The sequence below is a fragment of the Rubrivirga litoralis genome (assembly GCF_031846415.1).
GTDB lineage: Bacteria > Bacteroidota > Rhodothermia > Rhodothermales > Rubricoccaceae > Rubrivirga > Rubrivirga litoralis.
This window is the reverse complement of the sequence record NZ_JAVRHT010000015.1, coordinates 1-25,493: the sequence shown is the minus strand read 5'-3', so window position 1 is coordinate 25,493 and position 25,493 is coordinate 1. Positions and strand designations below refer to the sequence as shown.

The window sequence follows — 25,493 nt, the reverse complement described above, 5'->3', positions numbered from 1 at the left end:
GGTTCACAGACGCCCCGCCCCGAGCCCGCCCCATGCCCACCGCCCTCCTCTGGCTGAGGTCCGACCTCCGCCTCGACGACCACGCCGCCTTACGAGACGCCGCCGCGGCCGCCGGGCCGGGCGGCCGGCTGCTCGCCGTCTACTGCCTCGACCCGCGGCACTACGAGCCGACGGCGCTGGGCGTCCCCAAGACCGGGGCGTACCGGGCGCAGTTCGTGCTCGACGCGCTCCGCGACCTCCGCCGGTCGATGCGCGGGCGGGGCGGCGACCTCGTCGTCCGCCTCGGGCGGCCCGAAGACGTCCTCCCCGCCCTCGCGGCCCAGAGTGGGGCGGCCACGCTCCACCTCCACGACGAGCCGATGCAGGAGGAGGCCGACGTCGAGGCGGCCGTCCGCGACGCGATGCCGGGCGGGGTGGACGTCCGCGAGGGGCGGTGGGGGCACACGCTGGTCGACCTGGACACGCTGCCGTTCCCGGTCGCCGAGGCGCCCGACGTGTTCTCGCCGTTCCGCAAGGCGGTCGAGAAGGCCCCGGCGCGCGAGCGGTACCCGGCGCCCGTGCCCGCGCCGGACGCCCTCCCCGCCCCGCCCGACGGCGTCGAGCCGGGCGAGATCCCAGACTCCGTCGCCGCGCTCGGCCTGGAGCCGCGCGAGCCCGACACGCGGCGTGGGTTCGCCGTCCGCGGCGGCGAGACCGAAGGGCTGGCCCGGCTGGACGACTACGTGTGGGGGCTCGACCGGCTGCGCACGTACGAGGAGACGCGGAACGGGATGCTCGACCCGAACGACTCGTCGAAGCTCTCGCCGTGGCTCTCGAACGGGTGCCTCAGCCCGCGCCGCGTGCAGGCCGAGGTCGCGCGCTACGAGGCGACGCGCGAGAAGAACAAGAGCACCTACTGGCTCACGTTCGAGCTGCTGTGGCGGGACTTTTTCCGCGTCTACGGCGCCAAGCACGGCGACCGCCTGTTCTGGCCGTCCGGCCCGAAGGGCGAGCGCGGCGTCTCGACGCGGCTCGACCGCGCCCACTACCAGGTGTGGTGCGACGGCCGGACCGGGCTCCCGCTCGTCGACGCGTCGATGCGCGAGCTGAACGCGACGGGGTTCATGTCGAACCGGGGCCGCCAGAACGCGGCGAGCTTTTTCGCCAAGCACCTCGGCCTCGACTGGCGCGCCGGCGCGGCCTACTTCGAGAGCCTGCTCGTGGACTACGACCCGACGAGCAACTGGGGCAACTGGGCCTACGTGGCCGGCGTCGGGAGCGACCCGCGCGACCGCTACTTCGACGTCGAGCTCCAGGCGAAGAAGTACGACCCCGAGAGCGCGTTCATCACGCACTGGCTGCCGGAGCTGGCCGGCCTCCCGCCCGCCAAGGCCCGCGAGCCGTACCGGATGACGGAGCCCGAGCAGGAGCGGTACGGCGTCCGCATCGGCGAGGACTATCCCGCCCCGCTCGTCGACTACGACCGCATCACGGGCCGGCTCCGTGCCGACGCCCAGGCCGGCCAGCGGCCGGGGTCCGGGCGGGGCGGGGCGAAGGGCCGCCGGGGCACGCGCCGCGGCCGACGCTGAACCGCCCCGCCCGCCGCCCCGCTCGGTCGCGGGTGGAACCGGCGGGCGGGGCGGCGACTCTCACGGGACGCCCCACCGCCCCGCCCATGCCTCAGAAAGCCCTCGTCGTCATCGCCGGCCCGACCGGCGCCCCGACCGCCTCGCTCGACCGCCTCGACGAGCACCTCCGGGCGGGGTGGCGCGTGGCGCAGGCCACGCCGATGGGCGGGGGCGGGGCGACCGACGGGTTCGCCTCGCTCGTGGTGCTGGAGCGGGCCACGGAGACCGAGGCCGAGGCGCTCATTGAGCAGATCGAGGAGGAGCTCGACGAGACGGCCGGCGACGGCGGCCTCGACGTGCAGGACCCGCTCTTGCGCCGGATCGTCGAGGAGGACGAGTAGACCGCCCCGCTCCCGCCCCGCCCGACGAGGGCGGGGCGGGAGAGCCCGCGCCGCTGGCTGAGAGCGGAGCAGACGCGCCCTCCTCTCTTCCTCGTCTCCCGCCCCGGGCGGGGCGGCGGACCGTGGGCGGGGCGGCGGACCGTGGGCGGGGCGGCTGACTCCACGCCGCCGGGCGGGGCGGCCTACCGCCGGAGCGCCCGCCGCGCGAGGGCGCGGAGCGCGACGGACCCCGCGCTCGCGGCCACGACGCCGACCGCGATCCGCTCGCGGGGGTCCGGCGGCGGCACCGACACGACGCCGCCCGCGTCCGTCACCGCCGGCGAGCCGACGTAGCGGCCGTGCGCGGGGACGGCCCGGCGCTCGAACTCGGCCGCGAGGCGGGCCAGACCGCGCCGGAGTTCGGCGCCACGGAGCGGCGGGCCGTGGCCGGTCCCGGCCGCTTCGGGCTCCAGCGCCGCCAGCTCCCTCACCGAGTGCCGCGCGGCCGTCCAGTCCGGCGTGAAGTACGCCGGCGGCCCCTGGACCGTCGGCCGCTGCAACGCGACGGAGATCAGCGACTCCTGCTTCGTGGTCACGAACGCGTCGCCGGCCACGAGCGTCCGGTCGGCCTCGCGCCAGAGCGAGACGTGGCCCGGCGCGTGGCCCGGGGTCCAGATCCACCGCCACCCGGGCATGTCCGGCACCGCCCCGCCCTCGGGCAGTGCCCGCGCGCGGTCGCCCAGGTCGATCGGCCGCTTGGGGTAGAGGAACGAGAGCGCCGCGAGCGCGCCGCCGCCGACGGTCGGGTCGGGGGGCGGGTAGGCCGAGCGGCCAGTGAGGTACGGGAGCTCGAGCGGGTGCGCGTAGACCGGCGCGTCCCACGCCTCGGCCAGCGCCTCCACGGCGCCCACGTGGTCGAAGTGGCCGTGCGTGAGGACGATCCCCGACGGCCGTGCGCTGGCCCCGAACCGCCGCGCCGCCGCCTCGCGGATCGCGTCGGCCGAGCCCGGAAGGCCGGTGTCGACGAGCACCCACCCGCGGTCGCCCGCGCCGGGCGGGCCGACGAACAGGACGTTGACGATCCCGGTGCGGAGCGAGACGAGGCTGTCGGCGACGGGGAGGAGGCGGTCAGGCATGGCGGGCGCGGAGGGGCCAGGCCAACCGGCCGCCCCGCCCGCCCGTTCCGGCCGCTCCCCCGAACCGCGCCTGGGGCGGGGCGGAAGGCAGACGCCCCGCCCTCGCACGGTGGGCGGGGCGACCGGCTCGGGCACCACGGGCAGGGCGAGACCGCCGGCCACAGAAATGCCCTCGGGGACGCTGGCCGCCCCGCCCTCGACGGACACGGCAGCGGCGCCTCGGGCGCGGGCGGGGCGGTCCGGCACGGGCGGGGCGGGCGCCTATCCCGCCGCCCCGCCCGCTTGACAACGCAAAGCGGACGCTCTACTTTGGGTTTCAAAGCCCGCCGCCATGACCGACCGCCCCGCCCTCCGCCGCCGCGAGCCGGCCGTCGCCCCCGAGGCGTCGGCGGCCTCGCACCTCCGGTTTATCCGCGAGACGATGGAGCGGACCGGGACCTTCACGGCCGTCCCCGGCTGGGGCGGCGTGGCGATGGGCGCAACCGCCTTCGTGGCCGCCGCCGTCGCCGCGCGGCAGCCGACCGTCGCCGACTGGCTGACGGTGTGGACGGCCGAGGCGCTCGTCGGCCTCCTCATCGGCGCCTGGGCCACCGTGCTGAAGGCGCGGCGGGGCGGGGCGGCGCTCCTCAGCGGGCAGGGCCGGAAGTTCCTGCTCGGCCTCCTCCCCGCCCTCCTCGTCGGCGTCGCGCTCACGCTGGCGGTCTACGGGTACGACCTCGCCCCGGGGACGTACGCGCGGGAGGCCCCGCTCGCGACGGTCAGCCGCCACCTGCTCCCCGGAGTGTGGCTCCTGACCTACGGGGCCGGCGTGCTCGCGGCCGGCGCGTTCTCGATCCGGCCCGTCCCGCTCATGGGGTCGCTGTTCATGCTGCTCGGCGCGCTCGCGCTCCTGGCCCCGCCCGCCTGGGGCGACGCGTTCATGGCGGCCGGGTTCGGCGGGCTCCACGTCGTCTTCGGCGTCCTCATCGCCCGGAACCACGGTGGCTAAACGGTCCCTCTCCCGCCGCGCGGCCCGCCCCGCCCCGGCGGTCCCCGACCTCGACCCGCTCGTGCACCAGCGCGTGCGGCTGGGGATCCTGAGCGCGCTCGCGGCCGGCGGCGCGACCTCGTTCACTGACCTGAAAACGGGGCTCGACCTTACGGACGGCAACCTCTCGGTCCACGCGCGGAAGCTGGAGGAGGCCGGCTACGTCGCCGTCTCCAAGACGACGGCCGGCGCCCCGCTCACCGAGTTCTCGCTGACGACCGCGGGGCGGCGGGCGCTGACGGACTACCTCGACCAGATGGAGGCGGTCATCCAGGCCGCGCGGCCGTCGTGACGCTTTTTTTCTTGCCCCTCTACTTTGCAATCCAAAGCGTGACACCTGCCGACCTCCGCACCAACCCACCCGCGCCTACCGCGAGCGCCCCGCCCCGCCCCGCCGCTGCGGCGAGAGCAGGGTGGACGTGGGCCGAGGCGCTGTGGCCCGAGCATCCATGCGTTCCTCTGGACGAGAGAGACGGGCGGACCCGCCTCGGCAGACGGCCCCGCCTCCCGCTCTCACCCCGCTGCTCCCGCCCCGGCGTTGCGTGCAACGCCGCTACAGTGCCCACATCCCCTTGCTTGCTATGCCTGCTCACTTTGAAACACAAAGTACCGCCACCCCGCCCGGCCTCCACGTCGCGTGCGTGATGGACGGGAACGGCCGCTGGGCCGAGCGCCGCGGGCGCCCGCGGGCCGCCGGCCACCGCGCGGGCGCCGAGGCGCTCCGCCGCGTGGTCGAGGCCGCGCCCGGCCTGGGCGTCGGCGTGCTGACGGTCTACGCTTTTTCGTCGGACAACTGGCGCCGCCCCGCCCCCGAGGTCTCGTCGCTGATGGCGCTGCTCTCGGCCCACCTCCGTGCCGAGGCGCCGCGGCTGAAGCGCGCGGGCGTCCGCCTGCAGCTCGTCGGGCGGCGGGACCGGCTGCCGGGCGCGCTCCGCGCGGCGGCGTGCCGGGCGGAGTGGGAGACGCGGGCGGGGCGGCGCCTCCTGCTGCGCGTCGCCGTCGACTACTCGGCGCGCGAGGCCATCTGCCGCGCGGCGCACGCGCTCGCCGCCCCGCCCGGCGCCGAGGGCGGGGCGGTCGCCAAAGCCGAGGGCGGGGCGGTTCCCGACGCCGGCCGGCGGTTCGAGGCCGCGCTCGCGGCGGCGCTCCACCCGGACGGCGCGCCCGCCCCGCCCGTCGACCTCCTCGTGCGGACGGGCGGCGAGCGGCGGCTGAGCGACTTCCTCTTGTGGGAGAGCGCCTACGCCGAGCTCCTGTTCCTCGACGCGCTCTGGCCCGACGTGACGGCCGCCACGCTCCGCGCCGCGCTCGCCGACTTCGCGGGCCGCGACCGCCGCTTCGGCGGCCTCGCCGCCTGACGCCACCCCGCCCCGCCCTCTGGCCCTGTACGGGCGGGGCGGCCAGCGCCCCCGCGGTGTCACGGACCCTCTGCTCATCCCCCCATCCCGCACCCCTCCATCCCTCCCCGACCATGATCAAACGACTCCTCGCCATCGCCTTCATCTTCCTCTGCTGCTCCCTCGCCTGGGTGTTTTTGGGCAGCACCGTCGTCCACCGCACGCAGGCGTCCGACTCCGCGGTGCGGAGCGACGTGGGCGAGATGTGGGGCGGCCCGCAGGTCCAGCGCGCGCCCTCGTTCGCGCGCCTCGACGACGTGACCGGGGTGGAGACGCGGACCGAGCCGACCGGCGAGCCCGACGGCTCGACGCGGACCGTGACCGAACGCGTCACGCGGACCGTGCGGACGGCCGCCCCGCTCCAGTCCAGCGACGTGACGGCGGACCTCGACCTGGAGCAGCGCCAGCGCGGCCTGCTGTGGGTGCCGACCTACGCCGTCCGCTTTGACGGCTCGTACCGGGTCCAGAACGACGGCGACGAGGCGGGGCGGTTCGCGTTCGCGTTCCCGCTCCCCGACCGCTCGCCCGTCGTCACTGACCTCGCCCTCGACGTGGACGGCGGGGCGGTCGAGGTGGACGCGGCGGGCGGGGCGCTCGGGCACGAGGTCGAGCTGGAGCCCGGCGAGAGCGCCGTGTTTCGCGTCCGGTACGGGTCGCAGGGCGTCGAGACGTGGCGCTACGCGTTGAGCTCGGGCGGGGCGGTCGTGTCGAACGAGACCGACCGCTACGGCGAGCCCGCCCCGCCCCGCCCGGCCGCCGCGGGCGGGGTGGCGACGGCCCGCGACGTCCGCCTCGTGGTGACGACCGACGCCGACGGCATCGACTTCCCCGCCGGCACGCTCGCGCCGACCGCGAAGGCCCGCGACGGCGGCGGGTGGCGGCTCGTGTGGGACTACGGGACGCTCGTGGCCTCGGCCGACCTGGGCGTGGCGCTCCCGCAGCGGCTCAACCCGGGGCCGTGGGTGAGCCGCGTGACGTTCTTCGCGCCGGTGAGCCTGTTCCTGTTCTTTTTCGCCGTGTTCGTGCTCTCGCTGCTCCGCGGCGTCCGGCTCCACCCGATGCACTACTTTTTTCTGGGCGCGGCGTGCTTCGCGTTCCACCTCCTGCTGGCCTACCTCGTGGACGTGGTCTCGGTCGGCGCGGCCATGGTCGTGGCGTCGGCCGTGAGCCTCGCGCTCGTGGTGTCGTACGTGCGGCTGGTGGCGGGCCTCCGGTTCGCGCTCGTCGAGGTGGGCGGGGCGCAGGCCGTGTACCTCGTCGCGTTCGCGGCCACGTTTTTCCTGGAGGGCTTCACCGGGCTCGCCATCACGCTGCTGTCGGTCGCCACCCTCTTCGTGACGATGCAGGCGACGGGCCGGCTGGACTGGGAGGCCGTCCTCGCGAAGCCCGAGACCTCCGCAGGAGACGGCGTAGCCAGCGCCGGCCCGGGCGGGGCGGCCCGCCGCGTCCGCCCCGCGCCGGAGCCCGCGTAGGGCTCGGCCGCCCCGCCCTCGCTCTGCGGGCGGGGCGGGCGGCTCTGCCTCGCCCGGGCATCGGGAACGCCCGGACTCGCCCTGCCCGGCCGCTCGGGGAGGATCAGCGGGCGGGGCGGCCGGTTTAGGCCGGCCTCCCCCCACCCCGCCCGATGGACTGGCTCGACCTGTTGCAGTGGCCCGCGTTCGCCGTCACCGTCGTGGCGGGGTGGCTGGTGGCCGCCGACGACCGGCACAAGCGGCTGTGGGGGTTCGGCCTGTTCCTGGTCTCGAACGCGCTCTGGGTCGCGTGGGGCTGGAGCGCCGCGGCCTGGGCGCTCGTCGCGCTCCAGGTGTTCCTGCTGGTCACGAACGTCCGCGGCGTGGCGGACAACCGTGAAGCGGACGGCGCAGCCAACCGCGAGGGCGGTGAGTCCACGGCGGATCCGTAGGTCCGCGGCGTCTGAGGGGCGGGGCGGGGCCTTCCTGCCGAGGCGGGGGCGGGGAGGGCGCTCCTGCCTCACTGATCGACTGATCCTACGGACCCACCGGCCTCACGGCGCCAGCCGCTCGGTGCGCCACCCCGCCCCGCCCGTGGAGCCGGGCTCGCGGCGGTAGACGTGGCGGTCGTGGAGCCGGCTCGGGCGGCCCTGCCAGAACTCGACGGCCTCGGGGACCACGCGGTAGCCGCCCCAGAACGGCGGGCGGGGAGGGTCGTCGGGGTGCGCGGCCTGGGCGTCGGCGAGGCGCTGGTCGAGGACGGAGCGGTCGGGGATGACCCGGCTCTGCGGGCTCGCCCAGGCGCCGAGGCGGCTCCCGCGCGGGCGGCTCGCGTAGTAGGCCTCGACCTCGTCGTCGGCCACGCGCTCGACGCGGCCCTCGACGCGGACCTGCCGCTCGAGCGCCGGCCACCAGAACACGAGCGCGGCGCGGCCCGAGGCGTCCAGCTCGCGGCCCTTCCGGCTCTCATAGTTGGTGTAGAACGCGAACCCGCGCTCGTCGACGCCCTTCAGGAGCACGACTCGGGCCGAGGGCGCGCCGTCCGCGCCGACGGTCGCCAGCGTCATCGCGTTGGGCTCGGGGACGTCGGCGGCCTGGGCGTCGGCGAACCACCGCTCGAAGAGCGCGAGCGGGGTGGCGGGGAGGTCGGCGGCGTCGAGCGCGCCGCGCTCGTAGCTCTCGCGGAGGCCGGCGACGTGATCGGGCGGGGTGGAGGCGGACATGGAACGGGCGGACCCAAAGGGCGGGGTGGGGGTTCGCGTAGGACACGCCGGCCCGCCCGTTTGGGTCCGCCCCGCCCACGCCTCCTGCCTCCCGATCCGATGCCCGACCCGCCGCTCTCCGCCGTCCCCCGCCCCGCGGCGCCCGCGCTGCCCGCGCGCTCGGCCGAGCCGCACCTCAAGACGTGGCGGCGGTTCGCCCCGCTCGGGCTCGCGTCGGTCGGGTTCGGGCTCTCGCTGGTCGGCGAGGCCACGCTTCGGAAGGGGCGGGGCGAGCCGTTCGTGCTCTACGGGACGGCCGCGCTGTGCGTCGTCAACGCCGGGCTGTGCCTGTTCGGGGAGGCCGTCAAGCACCGGGCCGTCGCGGACATCCTTCGCCCCGCCCCCTGAGAGACTGTTTGGTAGCCGGTTTCGAGGCTCCTCCCCCCAGCGGGGGGAGGCTGGGAGGGGGGACCCGAGGCGGCCGCCCCGCCCTCGACGGCCGCTCCGATGTCTGTCCCCCACCCCGGCCCTCCCCCGGTGGGGGAGGGAGAACCTCTACCAAACAGTCTCTGACTGGTCCGCCCCGTGAGGGAGCGGGGGCGGGGCGGCAACGCGGCCGGCCGTCGGGTGTCTCGACCGGCGCCGGACCGTCCGCCCGGTAGCCCCTGAGCCCGCCCCGCCCATGCGCCTCGCCCCGCTCGCCGCCCTCCTCGTCGCGCTCCCGCTCGCGGCGCAGCCCGCGCCCGCCGACAGCGCCCGGGCCGTCTGGCTCGCACCTCACGTCGCGCCGCTCGACGGGCTCCTGGCCGACCCGGCGAGCGCGGCCGGCGGCCCGTTCCTCGACGCCGTCGCCGGCGCCCGCGTCGTCGCCCTGAGCGAGCCCACGCACGGCGACGGCGCGGCCTTCCTCGTCCGCAGCGCGCTCACGCGGCTGCTCCACGAGCGGGGCGGGGCGGAGACGCTCGCACTCGAAGCGTCCGGCCTCACGGAGGCGCTCCCGCTCACGTCTCCCGCCGACGCGCTCGCGCGGATCGACTCGGTCGCGCCTTACGTGTGGACGACGGCGCGGGAGGCGCGGGCGGGGCTGGCCTACGCCGCCTCGACCGCTGGCTCGCCCCGCCCGCTGCGTGTCGTCGGCCTCGACGTGACGCCGCAAACGGGCGGGGCGGCGGCTTGGGACCAAGTCGAGCGGGCGCTCGCCAACGCGGGCGCCCTCGACGGCCGGTGGCCCGAGGTCCGGCGCGTGCTCGGCGCCTACTCGCGGTTCCAGCGCCCCGCCGTCTCCGACTCGCTCCGGGACGAGATCGAGGGCGCCGTCGCCGACTACCGCGCCGCGCTGAGCGGGGCGGGCGCCGAGGAGGAGGGCCTCGTTCTCGGCGGCTTCCTGGCGGCTGCGGCGCAGTTCTGGGTGCAGCGCTCGACGCCCCGCGACCGCCAGATGGGCGAGAATGTCGCGTACCTCGCACGCGGCTCCGCCACCCCGCTCGTGGTGTGGGCCGCGTCGTCGCACGCCGTCCGCCGGCTCGCGGCCGTCGACAACCTGGACCCGGCGTGGAGCTACGACGAGGCGGTCACGATGGGCGACGCCGCCTCGGCCGCGCTGGGCGACGGCTACCGCGCGGTCGCCTTCACGGCCTGCGGCGGAGCCTGGGGCGCCGCCCCGCTCGACCTGCCCGTCGAGGCCATTCCGCCCCCGTCGCCGGGCAGCCTCGAAGCGCTCGCCTGCGCCGCCCCGTTCGAGACGGCCGCCTTCCTCGACCTCCGCGCGCTCGCGCAGACGGAGGCGGGCGCCTGGCTCAACGCCCCGCTCCTGGCCCGGCCGCTGGGCTACACCGAGATGCGGGCGGGGTGGCCGCTCGTGCTCGACGGCCTCGTGGTGATCCGCGAGATGACGCCGGCGAGGGCGACCGAGTAGGGGCGGGTGCCCCCCCACCCCGCCCCGCCGAACTGTGCGGGCGGGGCGGTGGGCTAGCCGGCCCAGGCGCGGACGCGGTCCGCCGCCGCCAGCCCCTCCTCCAGCGCGAGGTGCACGCGTCCCTTGCCCGCCGTGTAGTCGCCGGCGAAAAACAGGCCGTGGGCGGCGGCCGCCTCCAGCGCGTCCGCGTCGGCGGCGCCGTCGGGGAGCGAGTAGCGCCACCGCTGCGTGTCGGTCCACGCCGGGCCGGGGAGCGGGCCGACGAGGTCGGCGACGGCCTCGGCGGCGGCCGCCACCACGTCGGCCTGCGCGTCGTCGTAGTGGGCCTGCGTCCAGGCGTCGGACATCTGCGCCAGGACGATGTGGGCGCCGTCGGGCGCCCGGTTCGGCTTGTCGCTCTCGAACGCGAGCCAGGCCACGTCGTGGCCGCCGCCCCGCCCGCCGTGCTCGTCCGCATTAACGAGCGCGTAGAACGCGCCCGGCCGGTCGAGCGGGGCGGTGATCCCCCAGGCGACCGTGAACTGCGAGCGGTAACCCGCCCCGCCCAGCGCGCGCGCGAGCGCCTCGCCGTCCGCCCCGCCCACGTCGCTCTCGCGGAGGAGGCCGGCCGTCTGCGGCGCGGGCGGGGTGAGGAGGACGGCGTCGAAGGTCCCCGCGTGGCCGTCGTCGGTCTCGACCGTCCACGCCCCGCCCTCGCGGACCAGGCGCGTCACGCGGGCTCCGTTGCGGAGGTCGAGGCCGGGCGTCGCGTCGCGGAGCCGCCGGCCGAGGTCGGCCATCCCGTCGGGCCACGTCCAGCGCAGGCCGGGCTCCGCCCGCGCGCGGTCGGGGCGGAGCCGGCCGTCGTCGTCGAACGGCCACACGGCGCCCTCAACGTCGACCACCCCGCCCAGGCTGCGGACGAGGCCGGCCGCGCGCGAGTCGGCGTCGGGGCTGAGGTACTGGGCGCCGTGGTCGAACCGCCACCGGAACGGCTCGCCGTCCGGCCCCGGCGCGTCGCGCCAGCGCGTGGCGGCGCGGCCCGAGACGCCGCGGCTCTTCTCGAAGACGGTGACGGCGACGCCGGAGCCGGCGAGGGCGTGGGCGGCCGCGAGCCCGGCGGGGCCGGCGCCGACGACGGCGAGGGATCTAGACACGGGCGGGGCGGCCCTGGAGGGCGGGGCGGTGGGCGCGGGGGGACGCCGCCCCGCCCGCGAGCGGTTCCCCACCCCGCCCGCGGGAGGAGGAGACGAGGAAGAGAGGTCGAGCAGGTTCGCCTCTCTGCCTCGTCTCCTCTACACCTCTTCTCTCCTCGGCCCGGCCTCCACGAGCGGGGCGGCCGTCCGCGCGACGAACCGGTGGTCGGCGCCAGCCAGCGCGGCGGGCGGGGCGGGGCGGTCGGCCGCGGCCTCGTCCCGGTCGAAGATGGCCTGCATCACGGCCTCGACGAGCACGCCCCGGTCGTACGGCTTCCGGACGTAGGCGTCGAACCCCTTCGCCAGGAAGCGCGCGCGGTCGCCCGAGAGCGCGTACGCCGTCACGGCCACGAGAGGGAGGCCCGCGAACGCCGGCGTCTCGCGGAGCGTCCGCATGACGTCCTCGCCCGAGATCGACCGGCCCAGGTGGATGTCGAGGACCACGGCCACGGGCCGCTCCTCGGCGACGGCCTCCATGGCCGCCGGGCCGCTCTCGGCGAGCGCCACGCGGAACCGGTCGCCGAGCGCGCGGCGGGCGACCTCGCGGGCCTGCGGCTGGTCGTCAACGACCAGGACGAGGGGGCGCCGGTCGGGGCCGTCGGGCTCGGCGCCCACGGCCGGGAACGTGATCGTGAACGTCGTGCCCACGCCCTTCTCGCTCGCCACCGAGATCGTCCCGTCCATCCGCTCGACGAGCTGGCGCGAGATGGCCAGCCCCAGGCCGGCCCCGTCATGCGTCCGCTCGGTCCCGCTCGACTCCTGCTCGAACTCGCCGAACACGCTGGGCAGGAACGCCTCCTCGATCCCGATGCCCGTGTCGCGGACCTCGACGACGACCGAGCGGCCCTCGGACCGGGCGGCGACCGTGACCGAGCCCTCGGGCGTGAACTTGATGGCGTTGGCGACGAGGTTGTGGAGCACGCGAGCGAGGGCGGCCTCGTCGAGCACGGACACGAGCGGGCGCCGCTCGACGACGGCCTCCAGCGCCAGCCCCTTGTCGACCGCCGTCGGGCGGAGCATCTCGGCCGTCTCCTCGGCCAGGGCCGTCACGTCGACGGGGCAGGCCTCGAGGTCGCCGCGGCCGGCTTCGAGCCGGGCCAGGTCGAGCACCGAGTTCAGCGTGTCCATGAGGCGCCGGCCGCTCCGCGCGATCAGGTCGGCGAACTCTCTCAGGTGGGGGTCGCCGATCTCCTCGGCGAGCACGTCGGAGAACCCGAGGATGGCCGTGAGCGGCGTGCGGATCTCGTGGCTCATGTTGGCCAGGAAGGTGCTCTTGAGCAGGGCCACCTCCTCGGCCTGGCGCTTGGCCTGCACGAGCACGGCCTGCGCCCGCTTCCGCTCGGTCACGTCGCGGAGGTTGAGGACGAGGCCGCGCACGCTGGGGTCGTCGTAGAGCGGAGTCCCGGCGGCCTCGACGAACACGAAGTGGCCCTCGGCGTGGCACACGCGGATCTCGGCGCGGGCGCCGTGGACGACGGCCGCGGCCTCGACGGCGGCCGCCGCCTCGTCGCGGTCGTCGGGGTGGACGACCCCGATCATGTTGGTCCCGACGAGCGACTCGGGCGAGCGCCCGAGGAGGCCGGTGACGGACGGGCTCACGTAGGTCAGCCGCCCCGCCCGGTCGACGACGACGACGACGTCGGTCGAGCGCTGGACGAGCGCCCGGAACCGGGCCTCGCTTTGGAACAGGGCCTCGCGCGCCTCGCGCTCGGCCGTAATGTCCTCGACCGTGCCCTCGTGGTAGAGCGGGGCGCCGTCGGCGTCGACCGCGGCCCGCCCGCTGATGCGGACGTGGCGCGTGCCGCCGTCGGGCGCGCGCCACCGGGCCTCGAACCGGCGGACCTCGCCGTCGCGGCGGACGAGCGCGCCGAACCGCTCGAGGTCCTGCGGGTCGGCGTAGACCGCGGCCACGTTGAGGCCGCAGGCGGCGTCGGCGGAGGCCGCCCCGATCATCCGGGCCAGCGACGCGTTCGCGAGCAGGACCTCCCCGCCCAGCGACGTCCGGTACATCCCGACGGGGATATGGTCGAAGAGGGAGCGGTGCCGAGCGTCGGAGGCGCGGAGCGCGTCGCGGAGCCGGGCCGCCTCGCCCTCGGCCTCGGACAGCGCCCGGCCCACGTGGCGGTCGTAGAGCACCCCGGCGAGCGCCGAGGCGAGCGCCACGCACGAGACGATAAGGGCGGCGTAGACGTCGAGCTGGTCGGCCGTCGAGGCGGGCGGGGCGGCGGCGCCGAGCGTGCCGGCGGCGTAGAGCGCGAGCACGCCGGCGATGCCCACGACGGCGTTCGCGAGGGCGAGCCGGGCGCCCGAGGTCATGGCCGCGACGAGCGGGGCGAGCGCGAGGAGGCCCAGGGCGGGGTCCCGGATGCCGGCGTCAAAGGCCGACTGGAGCAGGGCCGACGCCGTGAGCGAGAGCGTGAGCAGCGCGGCCGCGGCGCGGACCCGGCCGCCCCACCGGACGAGGCCGACCGCGAGCGCCGTGGCGAGCGCGGCCGCGGCGATCTGGACGCGGGGCGCGAGCGGGGCGCCCCCGGCCACGAGCCCGGCCGCGAGCAGCGCGTAGCCCACCAGGAGCAGCGCCCCGCTCGCGACGACCACGCGGGCGCGCCGGACCGCCGCCGGCCGGCCGGCGAGGCCGACGTCGGCAACCCAGCGGTCGAGCCAGGGCGGGGCGGGGCGGGGGGGAGAAGCGGGCTCCATAGGGGTGTTTCGTAACGCCGCCCCGCCCGGCGGACCCGGGGCGGGGTGGCGGAGGTACACGTCCGGCCTGTACACACACCGTTCCACCTTCTCTACCTCGCGCCCCGAGGGCGCCGCCATGAAGCTCCCGTTTGCGCTCGCCCGCCGGTTCGTCGCCGGCGAAACGCTCGACGCCGCCCTCCCCGCCCTCGGCGCCCTCCTCGACGACGGCCTCTTCGTCACGCTCGACCTCCTGGGCGAGCACGTCGCCGACCGCGACCGGGCCGGCGCGGCGGCCGACGCCTACGCCGACCTCGTCGGCCGGCTGGCCGGCCTCCGCGACGAGCGCGGCGTCCCGGCCGACGCCGTCGGCATCTCGATCAAGCTCTCGATGCTGGGCCAGGTCATCGACCGCGACCTGTGCGAGCAGAACCTCCGCGAGGTGCTCACGAGCGCCCGCGACGCCGACCTCTTCGTCCGGCTCGACATGGAGGGCTCGGACCTCACGCAGTCGACGCTGGACCTGTTCGAGGCCGTCTACCCCGACTTCCCCGACCACGTCGGGCCGGTCCTCCAGGCGTACCTCCACCGGACTGACGCCGACGTCGCACGCATGGTCGAGCTCCAGGCCCGCGTGCGGCTGTGCAAGGGGGCCTACGGCGAGCCGGCCTCGATCGCGTACCAGGACATGCCGACGATCCGGTGGCACTTCCGCCGCCTCGCGCGGACGCTCCTCGACGACGGCCGCTACCCCGGCATCGCCACGCACGACGACCAGCTGATCGAGGCCGTCCGCCAGCACGTCGAGCAGCACGACATCGACCGCGACGCGTTCGAGTTCCAGATGCTCTACGGGCTCCGCCCCGAGACGCAGCGCCAGATCGTGCGCGACGGGTACCGGATGCGCGTCTACGTGCCGTACGGGACCGAGTGGCTCCCGTACTACTCGCGGCGGCTCCGCGAGCGGCGCGAGAACGTGACGTTCATCCTGCGCAACCTCGTCCGCGCCTGACCAGATGAGGAGGAGAGGCGGGGAGGAGAAGAGGCCGTGTCCTCCCCGCCCCGCCCGCGGTCCGACGCATGGGCGGGGCGGGCTACCGGACGCGGAGGCGCTGGCCGACGCTGATCGACGGCGAGCGCAGGCCGTTGAGCCGGAGGACCTCCTCGACCGTCGTCTCGTAGCGCCGGGCGAGCGAGAACAGCGTGTCGCCCGGCCGGACGACGTGGTACGCCGCCCCGCCCGCCGGCTCCGCCGAACGGGGCGCCGCCGCCCTGTCCCGCTCGGCCGGAGGCGCCGCCCCGCTCGAAGCGGGCGGGGCGGGGCGGAGTGGACGCGCGCCGGCGGGCGCGTCGCCAGCCAGGCGCCGCACGCCGGGGACGCCGAGGGCGATGGCTCGGAGCGCGGCCCGGTCGGCGTCTGGCACGGCGCCCTCGACCTCGACCACCCCGCCCCGGGCCGTGACCGAGACGTCGAACGGGCGCGTCCGCGCGTCGTCAACGAGCGCGAGGCGGACGGCCGTCGCCAAGCGGAGGTCGGCCAGCCGCTCGGCGACCTGGGCGCCGGCGGGCGCCGACGCGAGGAGGAGGAGGAGCGCGGCGAGGGCGGGGCGGAACCGGACGGCGGTCGCAGTTGGCATGGCGAGCGGTGCGGGGCGGGGTGGCGGCGGGCGGGGCGGACCCAGAGGGCAGACCCAACGGGCAGCCTCAACCTACCGCCCCGCCTGGGCGTTCGGCGCGGGGCGGAGCCTGCGGGCGGGGCGGTGACACGCCCTGTCACCCTGCCACGCTACCTTGCCCGCTAACCGCCCCCGCACACCATGACGACCGCCCCCCGCGACGCCTCCGCCCCGCTCCCGGGCCAGGAGGCCGACCTCGAGAAAGCGCTCCGCCCGCGCGCGCTCGACGACTTTATCGGGCAGCAGAAGATCAAGGACAACCTCCGCGTGTTCATCACGGCCGCCCTCCAGCGCGGCGAGGCGCTCGACCACGTGATCCTGAGCGGGCCGCCGGGGCTGGGGAAAACGACGCTCGCGTTCATCATCGCCGAGGAGATGGGCGCCGAGGTCAAGACCACGTCGGGGCCGGCGCTCGACAAGCCGGCCTCGATCGCGGGCCTGCTCACGAACCTCAACGAGGGCGACGTCCTGTTCATCGACGAGATCCACCGGCTCGCGCCCGTCGTCGAGGAGTACCTGTACTCGGCCATGGAGGACTACGCGATCGACATCCTCATCGACTCCGGCCCTTCCGCGCGGTCGGTCCGCATCGCGCTCCCGCCGTTCACGCTCATCGGCGCGACCACGCGGAAGGGCCTTTTGACCGCCCCGCTCCGCGCCCGCTTCGGCGTCGACTTCCGGTACGACTACTACGACGCCGACCTCCTCCGGCGGATCGTGCTCCGGAGCGCGTCGCTGATGGACGTCGAGATCGAGGAGGACGGCGCCCACGAGATCGCCCGCCGCAGCCGCGGCACGCCGCGGATCGCGAACAAGCTGCTCCGCCGGACGCGCGACTTCGCCGAGGTCGAGACGGCCGCCGGCCCGGGCGACGGCCGCGTCACGCGCGCCGTGGCCGACCACGCCCTCAACGCGCTCGACGTGGACGAGGCCGGCCTCGACGACATGGACGCCCGCATCCTCCTCACGCTCATGGAAAAGCACGACGGCGGCCCCGTCGGCGTCTCGAACATCGCCGTCACCGTCGGCGAGGACTCGGGAACGATTGAGGAGGTCTACGAGCCGTACCTCATCCAGGAGGGGTTCATCGCGCGCACCCCGCGCGGCCGCGTCGCCACGCGGCGGGCGTACGAGCACTTCGACATCGTGCCGCCGCTCAAGCAGTCGGACATCTTCGACGAGCTGCTCGGGTAGGCCACCCTCCGGGTGGGTACAGGGTACTCGGTACGGGGTACGGATCGAGGAGGCCGTTCGGGGCCACGTACCCTGTACCTCGCACCCTGTACCCTTCTTGAGTGGGCTCCGGGCCACCCCGCCTCGGGCGGGGCGGTCAGCGCGAGCGCTCGTAGTCGCGGACGAGGCGGGCCGCGATGCGCTCGGCCGCGAGGTCGCCCAGGCGCTGGAGGCCGGCGGCCATCTCGCCCGACGAGAGCGCCGCGAGCGCGCGGCCGGTGACGACGTTGCCCGGGATGGCCGGGAGCCGGAACACGGTCCGGTCGACCACCTCGCGCTCGTCGAGGTCCGTCCGCCACAGCTCGGCGCCGGTCTGGGCGTCGAGGAACAGGGCCTCGCCGACGAGCACGAAGAACGTGTCGCCCTCGAAGGAGTCGGCGACGAGGCCGTAGTCGCGGACGCGGAGGTCGAGCACGAAGTCGGCGTCGGCGGGGCGGTCGGCGGGCGCGAACCCGAGGGCCTGGGCCGTCCGCGCCAGCGTCCGCCGCGCGATCCGGTCGGCCACGTCGACGCGCGCGACGACGCTGTCGAGCCGCGCCTGCGCGCGCACGGCCTGGCGCCGCTTGGCCTCGGACGTCTCGCGGCGGACGGCCGTGCCCACGGGGTCCCACGGGTTGACGCCGGCCTCGAGCGGGCTCCCCGCCTGGACGCGCGGCGCCGGCGGGATGGCCGCGGCGACGGCCACGCGGCGGCCGGGGAGGGCCACCTCGCCGAGCCGGTTCGACGCACTGCACCCCGAGACGGCGGCGAGCGCGGCGAGGAGGAGGGCGGGGCGGGCGAGGGCGCGGAACACGGGCGGGCGGGGTGGGTCAGCGAGGGCGACCGTCTAGCCGCCGCCCCGCCCCGCCCGGTAACGGGCACGCCCCCCGCCCGGATTCGCCCCATGCCGTACGTCGTCGCCCAGCCCTGCATCAACTGCAAGCACACCGACTGCGTCGAGGTCTGCCCCGTCGACTGCTTCTACGAGGGGCCGAACTTCCTCGCGATCCACCCCGACGAGTGCATCGACTGCAACGCGTGCGTCCCCGCGTGCCCCGTCGAGGCCATCTACGCCGACGACGAGCTGCCCGCCGAATGGGCGCACTACGCCGAGTGGAACACCTACCTGGCGACGCAGTGGCAGCAGCTCGGGTACAACATCACCGAGAAAAAGCCGGAGCTGCCCGAGTGCGCCGAGTGGTCCACCCCGCCCGAGGCCGAGACCAAAAACGAGGAGGATATCCTGACCTGGGAAGGCGCCGAGTAGCTCGCGCTCCGCGGGCGGGGCGGGGCGGTGCCGGCTCCGGCCGCCTCCCCGCCTGTCGGCCCTGGCCGCGTCCTAGCCGAACACTGCCATCAAGCTCGTCACGAACACCGTGACGGCGAGGGCGGAGCGAAGCGCGAAGTGGGACGGGAGCGGGGCGAGGAGGGCGTTCATCGGTCTGGGGGAAGGAGGTCCGCGGGGGACGAATACAACATCCGACCAGACCGCCCGCCGTTCTAGAGGCCAACGCTGAACGCCCTCTGAGAAAACGGCCTAGGAGTGCTCCTGCGCACAGTCCAGGCCACCGGGCATTCCCCCACGCCGCCTCAGGTCTGCGGCCGCGCGCGGCGGCCGCCACCGCCCCGCACGACGACGGCCACGCCCCCCAGCGTCACCGCTGACGCGGCGGCCAGCCGGAGCGTGACGGGCTCTCCCACGAGCGCCGCGCCGCCCAGCGCGGCCAGCACCGGCACGCTGAGCTGGACCGTCGCCGCCGTCGTCGTGCGGAGGGCGGGGAGGACGGCGTACCACGCGGCGTAGCCCAGCCCCGACGTCACGCCGCCCGAGAGCGCGGCGTAGGCGAGCCCGGCGCCGTCGAGGCGCACCGCCCCGCCCGCGGCCGCCACGGTCAGGAGCGTGGCGCCGAGGAGCGACGCCCGCAGAAAGTTGCCGGCCGACTCCGCCGCCGGCCGCACGGCGCCCCGCCCGCGCAGCGAGTAGGCGCCCCACGCCGCGCCCGCCGCCGCCATCAGCAGCGCGGGGACGGCGGGCGGGGCGGTCACGCCCGGCGCGAGGAGGAGGACGAGGCCCCCGACGGCCAGGGCGAGGCCGGCGCTCTGCGCCGCCGAGAGCCGCTCGCCGTGCGCCAGGCCCCAGCCGATCATCGTGAGCTGGACGGCCCCGAACAGGACGAGCGCGCCGGCGCCGGCCGACAGCGCGAGGTAGGCGAACGAGAACGCGGCGGCGTAGACGAACAGGGCGAGCGCCGACGGCCAGCTCCCGCCCCGCCCCCAGGAGCCGCCCCGCCGCGCGACGAGCGCGAGGACCGCCCCGCCCGCCGCGAGGCGGACCGCCGAGAACGTCGCCGCGTCGATCGCGGTCGTCCGCAGGGCGAGGCGGGCGAGGACCGAGTTGGCCGCGAACGCCGCCATGACGAGCGCCACGAGCACGGCGAGGGCGGGGCGGGAGAGCGGGCGCCCGGGGCGCGGGGTCGGAGGCATGGGCGGGGCGAAGCTACCGTGCGGGTCCGTGCGGGACACCCGGGCGGGGCGGGGGCGTAGGCCGAGCCCTCCCCACCCCGCTCCCATGCCCTCCCGTTCCTGGACCGCCGCCGACATCCCCGACCTCACCGGCCGCACGGCCGTCGTGACGGGCGCCAACAGCGGCCTCGGCCTCGAAACCACGCGCGAGCTCGCCCGCAAGGGCGCCCACGTCGTCATGGCGTGCCGGAACGAGGGCAAGGCCAAGCACGCCCGCGCCGAGGTCCGCCGCGACGTGCCGGACGCGGCCGTCGACGTCGAGGTGCTGGACCTCGCCAGCCTGGACTCGGTCCGCGACTTTGCCGAGCGGTTCGGGAGCGGGTACGGCCGCCTCGACCTCCTGTACTGCAACGCCGGCGTCATGGCGATCCCGCGGAGCGAGACCGACGACGGGTTCGAGACGCAGTTCGGCGTCAACGTGCTCGGGCACTTCGCGCTGGCGGGGCGGCTCCTCGACGCGCTCCTCGCGACCGACAACAGCCGCGTCGTGTGGCTCTCCAGCCTCGCCGCGTGGTCGGGCTCGATCTCGTTCGACGACCTCCAAGGCCGCGAGAGCTACGGCCGGTGGTCGGCCTACAACCAGTCCAAGCTGGCCGACCTCATGCTGGCCCTGGAGATGAACCGCCGGCTCCAGAACGCCGGCTCGACGACGCTCTCGCTGTCCGCCCACCCCGGGCTCTCGAACACGAACCTCCAGCAGACGAGCGCCGAGGAGAGCGACTCGGTTCTCGAAAAGGCGCTCTACGGCCTGGGCATGGACCGCGTCGCGATGACGGCGGCCGAGGGCGCGCTCCCCCAGCTCCGCGCCGGGACGGACCCGTTCGCGCGCGGCGGCGCGTTGTTCGGGCCGAGGCACAAGATGTGGGGGCGCCCCGTCGAGGTGAACCCGCCGGGTGGCGCGCTCAGCCTGGGCACGCGCGCCCGCCTCTGGGCCGAGTGCGAGCGGCTGACCAGCGTGCCGATGCTCTCGGACTAGCCGCCTGACAGCGGGTGAAGAGAAGAGGAGGGGAGAAGCTGACCGCCCCGCCCGACGTGGGGCGCCAGGGCGGGGTGGCGAACGAGACGGGCCGCCCCGCCCGCGGCGCGCGCCGAGACGGGCGGGGCGGGGCGGGAGCGCGACGGGGCCGCCGGGAACGGACGGCGAGGTTAACGGCGTTCACCTGGACTACCTTCACCGCCTCTCCACCGGCCGCCCCGCCCCATGCCCGACTCCACCTTCGACTACGTCATCGTCGGCGCCGGCTCGGCCGGGTGCGTGCTGGCCGACCGGCTCACGGCCTCGGGCGAGCACACGGTCCTGCTCCTGGAGGCGGGCGGGGAGGACGAGGACAAAAACGTCCTCATCCCGGCCGCATTCCACAAGCTGTTCGAGGGGCCGAGCGACTGGAACTACCGGACCGAGCCGCAGGAGGACCTGGGCGGCCGCCGCCTGTACCAGCCGCGCGGGAAGATGCTCGGCGGGTCGTCGTCGATCAACGCGATGATCTACATCCGCGGCCACGCCGCCGACTACGACGGCTGGGCCGAGGGCGGGGCGGAGGGCTGGGACGCCGACGCCGTGCTCCCCTACTTCCTCAAGAGCGAGGACCAGCAGGTCCACACCGGCGACCCCGCGCACGGGACCGATGGGCCGCTCGTAGTGTCGGACCAGCGGAGCCCGACGTCTCTCACGGATCGGTTCGTCGAGGCCGGCGTCGAGCTGGGCTATTCGCGCAACGACGACTTCAACAGCGGCGGCCAGGAGGGCTTCGGGCTCTACCAGGTGACGCAGAAGGGCGGCCAGCGGTGGAGCGCGGCGCGGGCCTACCTCCACCCCGCCCGCCGCCGCCCCAACCTGACCGTCTGGACCGACGCGCTCGCGCACCGCGTCGTGTTCGAGACGCCGGGCGGCGACGGCCAGGGCGGGACGCGCGCCACGGGCGTCGTGGTCGAGCGGGGCGGGGAGGCCGTCACGGCGCGGGCCGCGCGCGAGGTGATCCTCGCGGCGGGCGCGTTCGGGAGCCCGCACCTGCTCATGCTGTCCGGGATCGGCCCGGCGGCGCACCTGAAGGCGCACGGCGTCGAGGTCGTGCTGGACGCGCCGGGCGTGGGCGAGAACCTCCAGGACCACCTCGTCCACGGCGTCACGCGGCACACGACGGACCGCGGCACGCTCGACGCGGCCGAGTCGCTGCGGCACGCGGGGCGCAACCTGCTCACCTACCTCGCGCGCAAGACCGGCCCGTTCACGAGCAACGTGGCCGAGGGCGGGGCGTTCGTCCGCTCGTCGCCCGACCTGGAGGCGCCGGACGTCCAGTACCACTTTGCGCCGGGCTTCTTCCTCGGCCACGGCACGCGGAACCCGCCGGGCGAGTCGGGCTACTCGGTCGCCGGCCTCGTCCTGACGCCCGCGAGCCGGGGGACGGTCCGCCTGGGGAGCGCCGACCCGCGGGCCAAGCCGCTCATCGACCCGCGCTACTTCTCGGACGAGGCCGGCGAGGACCTCCGCCGGAGCATCTGGGCGCTCCGCCTCGGCCAGCAGATCGCCGACGCCGACGCCTTCGCCGACGTCAACGCCGGCCCCTACGAGCCCGAGCGCGTGCTCACCGACGACGCCGAGATAGGCCCGTTCCTCCGCGCCCACTCCGAGACGCTCTACCACCCCGTCGGGACGTGCAAGATGGGGACCGACGACCGGGCCGTAGTCGACCCCGCCCTCCGCGTCCGCGGCGTCGCCGGCCTCCGCGTGGTCGACGCGAGCGTGATGCCGACCCTCACGCGCGGCAACACGAACGCGCCGACGATCATGATCGCCGAGAAGGCGGCCGACCTCATCCTGGAGCGCGCCCCGGCGGCCGCCGCGGCCGCCGCTGCCTAGCCACCCCGCCCGCGCACAGGGGCGGGGTGGCGCGCGTTTGGGACCGCCGCCCCGCCCGCACACGCACCGCCCCGCCCCGACGACCTGCCACCCCGCGGACACGGCGAGCCGTGTCCCTACGGCCGTCCAGACGCGCCCTGCCGCGAGGGCGGGGCGGCCGCACCCCGCCCCGCAGACCGCCAACGGGCGGGGTGGCGCTCTTGCCCGTCACCCGTCGCTCATCGCTCGTCACCCGCCGCTCCCGCCATGGACCTCCCGCCCCGCCCCGCCGACACGCCCACCGACCAGATCGACGCCGCGCTCCGCGAGCTCGCGGCGCACGCGACCGAGTGGGCGCGGCTCCCGATCCCGCAGAAGGTGGACCTGCTCAACCGGCTCCCCGAGCGCGTCGGCCGGGCGGCGGGGCGGTGGGTGACGGTCGCCTCGCGCGCCAAGGGGCTCCCCGAGGGCTCGCCGCTGCGGGGCGAGGAGTGGACGACGGGGCCGTGGGCCGTCGCCAACTACGTCGCCCCGCTCGCACGGACGCTCGAGCACGTCCAGGCCGGCACGCTCCACGAGCTGGTCGAGGGCAAGACGCGGCAGCGGCCGGACGGCCAGACGCTCGTCCGCGTGCTCCCGGACGGCGCCTACGACCACCTCCTGTTCAGCGGCATGGAGGTCGACGTGTGGATGGAGCCGGGCGTGACGCCGGCCTCGCTCCCCCAGACGATGGCCACGTTCTACGACGAGCCCGCGCCCGAGGGCGCCGTCGCCGTCGTGCTCGGCGCCGGCAACATCGCGGCCATCGCCCCGCTCGACGTGCTCTACAAGCTGTACGCCGAGGGCCAAGTCGTCGTCCTCAAGATGAACCCGGTCAACAGCTACCTCGGGCCGGTCCTCGAAGAGGTCTTCGCCGAGTTCGTCGACCGCGGCTTCCTCCGCTTCGCCTACGGCGGCGTCGACGTGGGCGAGCACCTGACGCGCCACGACCTCGTCGACGAGATCCACGTGACGGGCAGCGCCCAGACCCACGACGCCATCGTCTACGGCACGGGCACGGGCGGGGCGGGGCGGAAGGCGCGCGACGAGCCGCAGATCTCGAAGCGCGTGACGAGCGAACTGGGCGGCGTGAGCCCGGTGCTCGTCGTCCCGGGCGACTGGTCGGAGCCGGACCTGGACTTCCAGGCGGCGAACGTGGCGTCGCAGAAGATGCACAACGGCGGGTTCAACTGCATCGCGAGCCAGGCCGCCGTGGTCCCGCGCGCGTGGCCGCAGCGCGAGGCGTTCGTCCACGCCGTCCGCCGCACGCTCCGCGAGCTCCCCGACCGCCCGGCCTACTACCCCGGCGCCGGCGACCGCGTCGACGCCCTCCACGCGGCCTACCCCGACTCGGCCGAGCGGCTCGGCCCGACCGGAGCCCGCACGCTCGTCGCCGACGTGCCGCCGGACGACACCTACGCGCTGACCGAGGAGGTCTTCGGCGGCGCCCTCGCCGTGACGTCGCTCCCGGGCGGGGCGGGCGACGAGGACGCGGGCGAGTGGCTCGACCGGGCCGTCGACTTCTGCAACGACCACGTCGCCGGCACGCTCGGCGCGACCGTCCTCATCCACCCGCGGACGCTCCGGCGCCTGGGCGACCGCTTCTGGGACGCCATCGCGCGGCTCCGCTACGGGACGATCGGGGTCAACGCGTGGAGCGGCGTGGGCTTCTTCATCGCCCAGGGCACGTGGGGCGCGTTCCCGGGCCACGAGCGGCAGGACATCCAGAGCGGGACGGGCATCGTCCACAACGCGTACCTGTTCGAGCGGCCGCAGAAGACGGTCGTGTCGGGGCCGTTCGCGCCGTTCCCGCGCTCGCTCCTGCTCGGCGAGACGCACACGGCCCCGAAGCCGCTGTGGTTCGTGACGAACGAGACGGCCGAGGCGACCGGCCGCCGCCTCACGCACTTCGCGGCGGACCCGAGCCCGCTCCGGCTGCCGGGCATCTTCGCGGCCGCCCTCCGAGGGTAGCCGCCCCGCCCAGCCCGAACGTGGGCGGGGTGGCCGCCCCGCCCCAGTGCGAACGCCGTGGCGGTGTTTCTGCGGCGCCGTTCGGCCTCCCTGGGGCGGGGTGGCGGCTGGGGAGCAACCGCGGTGTGCGGGAGGACCCGCCCCGCCCGCCGGGGGCGGGGTGGTCCACGGCGGGTGTCCTGGCGCCCCGAACGGATGGCTCATTCGAGCCTGTAGCCCTCTCCGACGTATTCCTCGACCGGCAGGCCTGCGATCTCGCTCTTGTCGCGGATGGTGATGTGCCGGCGGAGCGCCCCAGTCCCCTCCAACACGCCGGCCGGGTCCTCCATCTCCGCGCCCCGGTCGAAGATGAGCGACACGTGGTTCGTGTACGGCGCGATCCCGACCGAGGCGCGTTTCCCCTTCAGGAAGCAGAGCGCGCCGTATTCGACGGCTTGGGGCGCGTCGGGGATTGCGTCCTCCGCCGCTTCTCGCAGGGCGAGGACGATCTAGCGCTTATCACTGGGCAGCTCGGCAACGAACTCGTCGATGGAGGTAGGCATGGCGGGGCGGGTTGGGCGGACGAAGCGACGGAGACGCCGCCGCCCCGCTCAGGGAAGAACACGCTGATGGCCCTGTGTTGGCCTCAACGGCGGGTTCTACCGCGCCTGCGACTACAGCCCCTTCAACAAGCGGTCGTACTCGTGGTGCGGACCAATCCAGAACCAAACAATCGCGTCACCGTCTCGAACTCCGACGGCACGGTAGTCGCCGCTGACTCGTGCGGAGTAAACTGGCTGGCGCTGGCTGACGCGCTTGAATCTCAGACTCGGGTGGTACGGGTCTTCCTCGAAAAGGCGGTACGACGTCCGTGCTTGTCGGCGAACGTGCTCAGGAAGCCGGTGGTAGAGCTTCCAGAAGCTCGGCCGGGTGAAGGACCGCACGCTTCTACAGGTCTGAGGGGTCGAGGGGTTGAGTCTTCCCGGCTCGATGTTCCTCCAGTGCCTCGGTCGCCAGCCGCTCGAGAAGGTCTTCAGACTCCGGGCGGCCGAACAACTCGGCCCAACGCTCCTCCGATTCCAACTCTGCCAGGAACAGGCGGGCAAGCTCGTCCTGCTCCTCGTCTGGTAGCTGAGACGCGCGATCAAACGCCTGTTCGAGAAGCCGGGTCATGGCACCGAGCGTTGGGTTCAGGTAGAAGGAAAGTCCATCGCAGTAGAACGTTCCGAACGCGGCCGAACAGAGGGCCGCTCAGCGGCACAGGGCTAAGGGCACGATGGCGAACCGAAGCTACAGAGACGCCGCCGCCCCGCCCGAAGCGAGGACGCTGCCGCCCTGTGTCCGCCTG

At 75.6% G+C, this 25,493-nt stretch carries 25 protein-coding genes; 15 read left to right on the top strand and 10 right to left on the bottom strand.

What is annotated here, in order from left to right:
• Positions 1-32 precede the first annotated feature (32 nt).
• Both RM540_RS07820 and RM540_RS07815 read left to right on the top strand, forming a co-directional pair.
• Complete coding sequence (locus RM540_RS07820; RefSeq protein ID WP_311662998.1) at positions 33-1,568, top strand: DASH family cryptochrome; 1,536 nt, start codon at positions 33-35, stop codon at positions 1,566-1,568.
• A gap of 86 nt (positions 1,569-1,654) precedes the next feature.
• Entirely contained in the window at positions 1,655-1,948 is a 294-nt protein-coding gene (locus RM540_RS07815) for a hypothetical protein (RefSeq protein WP_311662997.1), read from the top strand.
• Between the two features lie 182 nt (positions 1,949-2,130).
• Here RM540_RS07815 and RM540_RS07810 read toward each other — a convergent pair whose 3' ends face one another.
• Complete coding sequence (locus RM540_RS07810; protein WP_311662996.1) at positions 2,131-3,063, bottom strand: MBL fold metallo-hydrolase; 933 nt, start codon at positions 3,061-3,063, stop codon at positions 2,131-2,133.
• Positions 3,064-3,394: 331 nt separating this feature from the next.
• On the opposite strand from RM540_RS07810, the gene RM540_RS07805 reads away from it, so the two are divergent.
• The 5 genes from RM540_RS07805 (at position 3,395) to RM540_RS07785 (ending at position 7,390) form a co-directional block, all read left to right on the top strand.
• Positions 3,395-4,051 carry a hypothetical protein gene (locus tag RM540_RS07805; protein WP_311662995.1) on the top strand — a complete coding sequence of 219 codons (657 nt, stop codon included), beginning with the start codon at positions 3,395-3,397 and terminating at the stop codon, positions 4,049-4,051.
• Complete coding sequence (locus tag RM540_RS07800) at positions 4,044-4,382, top strand: transcriptional regulator (protein WP_311662994.1); 339 nt, start codon at positions 4,044-4,046, stop codon at positions 4,380-4,382. Before RM540_RS07805 ends, RM540_RS07800 begins: the two co-directional genes overlap by 8 nt.
• 289 nt (positions 4,383-4,671) lie before the next feature.
• Positions 4,672-5,448, top strand: coding sequence for a polyprenyl diphosphate synthase (gene uppS / locus RM540_RS07795; RefSeq protein ID WP_311662993.1), 777 nt, complete (start codon positions 4,672-4,674; stop codon positions 5,446-5,448).
• A gap of 113 nt (positions 5,449-5,561) precedes the next feature.
• Positions 5,562-6,959, top strand: coding sequence for an inner membrane CreD family protein (locus RM540_RS07790; RefSeq protein ID WP_311662992.1), 1,398 nt, complete (start codon positions 5,562-5,564; stop codon positions 6,957-6,959).
• Between the two features lie 152 nt (positions 6,960-7,111).
• Positions 7,112-7,390 (top strand): hypothetical protein, encoded by a 279-nt coding sequence (locus RM540_RS07785; RefSeq protein ID WP_311662991.1) that lies wholly within the window; start codon positions 7,112-7,114, stop codon positions 7,388-7,390.
• 102 nt (positions 7,391-7,492) lie between these two features.
• Here RM540_RS07785 and pdxH read toward each other — a convergent pair whose 3' ends face one another.
• The gene (gene pdxH, locus RM540_RS07780) at positions 7,493-8,161 is read right to left on the bottom strand and encodes a pyridoxamine 5'-phosphate oxidase (protein WP_311662990.1); all 669 of its coding nucleotides are present in this window, start codon (positions 8,159-8,161) and stop codon (positions 7,493-7,495) included.
• A gap of 99 nt (positions 8,162-8,260) precedes the next feature.
• On the opposite strand from pdxH, the gene RM540_RS07775 reads away from it, so the two are divergent.
• On the top strand, positions 8,261-8,548 hold the full coding sequence (locus RM540_RS07775) for a hypothetical protein (protein ID WP_311662989.1): 288 nt from the start codon (positions 8,261-8,263) through the stop codon (positions 8,546-8,548).
• Positions 8,549-8,822: 274 nt separating this feature from the next.
• Positions 8,823-10,055: an erythromycin esterase family protein gene (locus tag RM540_RS07770; RefSeq protein ID WP_311662988.1), complete on the top strand. Its 1,233-nt coding sequence runs from the start codon at positions 8,823-8,825 to the stop codon at positions 10,053-10,055.
• 53 nt (positions 10,056-10,108) lie between these two features.
• Here the strand turns inward: RM540_RS07770 and RM540_RS07765 are convergent, their stop codons facing one another.
• Positions 10,109-11,191: an NAD(P)/FAD-dependent oxidoreductase gene (locus RM540_RS07765; RefSeq protein ID WP_311662987.1), complete on the bottom strand. Its 1,083-nt coding sequence runs from the start codon at positions 11,189-11,191 to the stop codon at positions 10,109-10,111.
• 138 nt (positions 11,192-11,329) lie between these two features.
• The gene (locus tag RM540_RS07760) at positions 11,330-13,930 is read right to left on the bottom strand and encodes a PAS domain S-box protein (RefSeq protein ID WP_311662986.1); all 2,601 of its coding nucleotides are present in this window, start codon (positions 13,928-13,930) and stop codon (positions 11,330-11,332) included.
• A 118-nt stretch (positions 13,931-14,048) separates the two neighbouring features.
• Between RM540_RS07760 and RM540_RS07755 the strand changes: the two genes are divergently transcribed.
• Complete coding sequence (locus RM540_RS07755; protein WP_311662985.1) at positions 14,049-14,921, top strand: proline dehydrogenase family protein; 873 nt, start codon at positions 14,049-14,051, stop codon at positions 14,919-14,921.
• Between the two features lie 82 nt (positions 14,922-15,003).
• On the opposite strand, the gene RM540_RS07750 is transcribed toward RM540_RS07755, so the two are convergent.
• Positions 15,004-15,546, bottom strand: a complete 543-nt coding sequence (locus tag RM540_RS07750) for a LysM peptidoglycan-binding domain-containing protein (RefSeq protein WP_311662984.1) — start codon at positions 15,544-15,546, stop codon at positions 15,004-15,006.
• 180 nt (positions 15,547-15,726) lie between these two features.
• On the opposite strand from RM540_RS07750, the gene ruvB reads away from it, so the two are divergent.
• Positions 15,727-16,779: a Holliday junction branch migration DNA helicase RuvB gene (ruvB, locus tag RM540_RS07745; RefSeq protein WP_311662983.1), complete on the top strand. Its 1,053-nt coding sequence runs from the start codon at positions 15,727-15,729 to the stop codon at positions 16,777-16,779.
• A gap of 136 nt (positions 16,780-16,915) precedes the next feature.
• Here ruvB and RM540_RS07740 read toward each other — a convergent pair whose 3' ends face one another.
• Positions 16,916-17,611, bottom strand: a complete 696-nt coding sequence (locus RM540_RS07740; protein WP_311662982.1) for a hypothetical protein — start codon at positions 17,609-17,611, stop codon at positions 16,916-16,918.
• A 90-nt stretch (positions 17,612-17,701) separates the two neighbouring features.
• Between RM540_RS07740 and RM540_RS07735 the strand changes: the two genes are divergently transcribed.
• Positions 17,702-18,064, top strand: coding sequence for a ferredoxin family protein (locus RM540_RS07735; protein WP_311662981.1), 363 nt, complete (start codon positions 17,702-17,704; stop codon positions 18,062-18,064).
• 323 nt (positions 18,065-18,387) lie between these two features.
• Here RM540_RS07735 and RM540_RS07730 read toward each other — a convergent pair whose 3' ends face one another.
• A complete protein-coding gene (locus tag RM540_RS07730) occupies positions 18,388-19,281 on the bottom strand; it encodes an EamA family transporter (RefSeq protein ID WP_311662980.1) in 894 nt (297 codons plus the stop codon).
• An 85-nt stretch (positions 19,282-19,366) separates the two neighbouring features.
• Here RM540_RS07730 and RM540_RS07725 point away from each other — a divergent pair, with 85 nt between their 5' ends.
• From RM540_RS07725 to RM540_RS07715, 3 genes are all read left to right on the top strand, one after another.
• Positions 19,367-20,296, top strand: a complete 930-nt coding sequence (locus RM540_RS07725; protein ID WP_311662979.1) for an oxidoreductase — start codon at positions 19,367-19,369, stop codon at positions 20,294-20,296.
• Positions 20,297-20,521: 225 nt separating this feature from the next.
• Positions 20,522-22,177, top strand: coding sequence for a GMC family oxidoreductase (locus tag RM540_RS07720; protein WP_311662978.1), 1,656 nt, complete (start codon positions 20,522-20,524; stop codon positions 22,175-22,177).
• A gap of 246 nt (positions 22,178-22,423) precedes the next feature.
• The gene (locus tag RM540_RS07715) at positions 22,424-24,166 is read left to right on the top strand and encodes an aldehyde dehydrogenase family protein (protein ID WP_311662977.1); all 1,743 of its coding nucleotides are present in this window, start codon (positions 22,424-22,426) and stop codon (positions 24,164-24,166) included.
• Between the two features lie 200 nt (positions 24,167-24,366).
• On the opposite strand, the gene RM540_RS07710 is transcribed toward RM540_RS07715, so the two are convergent.
• The 3 genes from RM540_RS07710 to RM540_RS07705 form a co-directional block, all read right to left on the bottom strand.
• On the bottom strand, positions 24,367-24,642 hold the full coding sequence (locus RM540_RS07710) for a DUF1801 domain-containing protein (protein WP_311663053.1): 276 nt from the start codon (positions 24,640-24,642) through the stop codon (positions 24,367-24,369).
• A gap of 177 nt (positions 24,643-24,819) precedes the next feature.
• Positions 24,820-25,089, bottom strand: a complete 270-nt coding sequence (locus tag RM540_RS16500) for a ParE family toxin-like protein (RefSeq protein ID WP_432280806.1) — start codon at positions 25,087-25,089, stop codon at positions 24,820-24,822.
• 4 nt (positions 25,090-25,093) lie between these two features.
• Complete coding sequence (locus tag RM540_RS07705; RefSeq protein ID WP_311662976.1) at positions 25,094-25,318, bottom strand: hypothetical protein; 225 nt, start codon at positions 25,316-25,318, stop codon at positions 25,094-25,096.
• Positions 25,319-25,493 lie beyond the last annotated feature (175 nt).